General features: G+C 50.2%; 4 protein-coding genes. All 4 read left to right on the forward strand.

Features of this window, described 5'->3' with window-relative positions; genetic code table 11:
* Window positions 1–469: hypothetical protein (locus tag NFS35_RS28740; protein ID WP_251210370.1), on the forward strand; the 469-nt coding region annotated here is incomplete at its 5' end.
* Window positions 470–532: 63 nt separating this feature from the next.
* Window positions 533–889: a hypothetical protein gene (locus NFS35_RS28745; RefSeq protein WP_251210371.1), complete on the forward strand. Its 357-nt coding sequence runs from the start codon at window positions 533–535 to the stop codon at window positions 887–889.
* 77 nt (window positions 890–966) lie between these two features.
* Window positions 967–1,167, forward strand: coding sequence for a hypothetical protein (locus tag NFS35_RS28750; RefSeq protein WP_251210372.1), 201 nt, complete (start codon window positions 967–969; stop codon window positions 1,165–1,167).
* Window positions 1,168–1,171: 4 nt separating this feature from the next.
* The coding region (locus NFS35_RS28755) for a phage tail tape measure protein (RefSeq protein WP_251210373.1) at window positions 1,172–1,972 on the forward strand (801 nt) is incomplete at its 3' end.

Here is a 1,972-nt window from a genome sequence, read left to right on the forward strand (position 1 = left end):
GCCCTCTTTCTATGAAGCCAAGGACGATATGGGCAAGGTTTCCAAAGTAATCATCACGGAAGAGGAAGCAACCCTTAAATCCGGGATTATGACCTGGTGCGGAACCACCTTACAGAAGTTATGCCAGACGGCAAGGGTCACGGAGGACAAGGCCAGGAAGAAACGCATTGTGAAGATTGGAGGAATCGGCAATGCGGACGGAAAGAAGTATGTTCTCCATTTTGTGCATAAAGACCCGGTGGACGGGGACGTGAGGGTAACAATCGTTGGAAACAACCAGGCCGGATTTACCATTGCCTTTGCCAAGGACAGCGAAACCGTCATTGATGCGGAGTTCAAGGCACAGCCCATGGACAAGGAGGGCACGCTTATTCTGTATGAAGAGGATATGGACGTTACAGAGGAAGCGGCAGGACCGGAAAGCGGAGGGGGACAAGGCACAGAAGAGGAACCCGGCGGCGGAGCATAAGACCGTAAGAGCGGCCAGGGAGAAGCCCCCAGGCCGCTTATTCCATGAAAGGAGAATGAGGGCATGGCAGTAAAGGAATTTAATTGCAACAAGCTGAAAAGGACGTTCTGGCCGTTCACGCTGAAAGATAAGACGGACAAGGACGGGAACGTGGTGGAAAAAGGAAAGAAAATCATTGTGAGGATGCCGCAGAAACAAGTCTTTGAAGCCATTAAGGAAATCCAGGGCATGGAAGAGGAAAACGCCACAGTGGAGGACACAGAAGCCATTTACAGACTGTTGGCGGCGGTCCTTAACAATAATATGGCAAAGGTGAGGGTCACGGAAAAGGACCTGGAGGATTACGACATTGAAGAGTGTACGGCAATCCTGGAAGCCTATATGGAGTTTGTGGACGAACTGAAAATGAACCCAAACTAACCATTCCCTTTTATCCACGCCAGGATAAAGGGGAAGAGATACCGTACACATTGCTTACACGCCCGGAAAAACTGGTGATGGACTATTGCCATGTGGATATATACACGGTCCAGGAAATGGAGATTGACACCTATCTTTTCTTTATGCGTGAAGCAATGATATTTGAAAATTCCAGGACAGAAGAGGGCCGGGAATATCTGAAAAACTGTTGGCGTATGGAGCAGACCAAGCCGGACCGTGAGGGCTTGCGGAAGAATTTCAAGAGGAAAGGGGGCTGATGCTATGGCGAGGAAAGGCGGAAACAACATACAAGGCATAACAATCGAGATTGGCGGAGATGCGACAAAACTTGAAAAGGCCCTTTCCGGCGTAGAGGGGAAAGTAAAAAGCACCCAGGCAGAACTAAAAGAAGTGGAAAAGCTGTTGAAACTGGACCCCAAAAACACGGAAGCCCTGGCACAAAAGCAGCAACTTCTTTCCAAGGCCATAAGTGAAACAAAGGAAAAACTGGACGTTCTGAAAACGGCGGAAGCCCAGGTGGAAGAACAGTTTAAAAGGGGCGAGGTTTCGGAGGAACAATACCGTGCCTTAAAACGTGAGATTGAAGCAACCGAACAATCATTGAAAAGGTTGGAAGAGGAAGCCAGGCAGAGCAATATCACCCTGGAAAAGGTGGGGAACGCCTTTGGGAAGATTGGGGAAACGTCAACCAACCTGGGCAAAAAAATGTTGCCCGTCACCACGGCCATTACGGGGGCAGGGGTGGCAGCCGGAACCATGGCAAGCAGTTTTGAAGATGCCATGGCAAAGGTTTCCACCATTGCGGATGAAACGGAAGTCCCCATAGAGGATTTGGAAGCGGCAATCTTGAATCTGTCGGATGAAACGGGGATAGCCGCCACGGACATTGCGGACAATGTTTACAACGCCATTTCTGCCGGGCAGTCCACCGGGGATGCCGTCAATTTCGTTTCCAATGCCACGAAACTTGCCAAAGCCGGATTTGCCGAAAGTGGGGATGCCCTGGACATCCTCACCACGATTATGAACGCATACGGGATGGAAGCGGAAAAGGTGACGGAC

Source organism: Acetatifactor aquisgranensis, assembly GCF_943193215.1.
GTDB lineage: Bacteria > Bacillota > Clostridia > Lachnospirales > Lachnospiraceae > Acetatifactor > Acetatifactor aquisgranensis.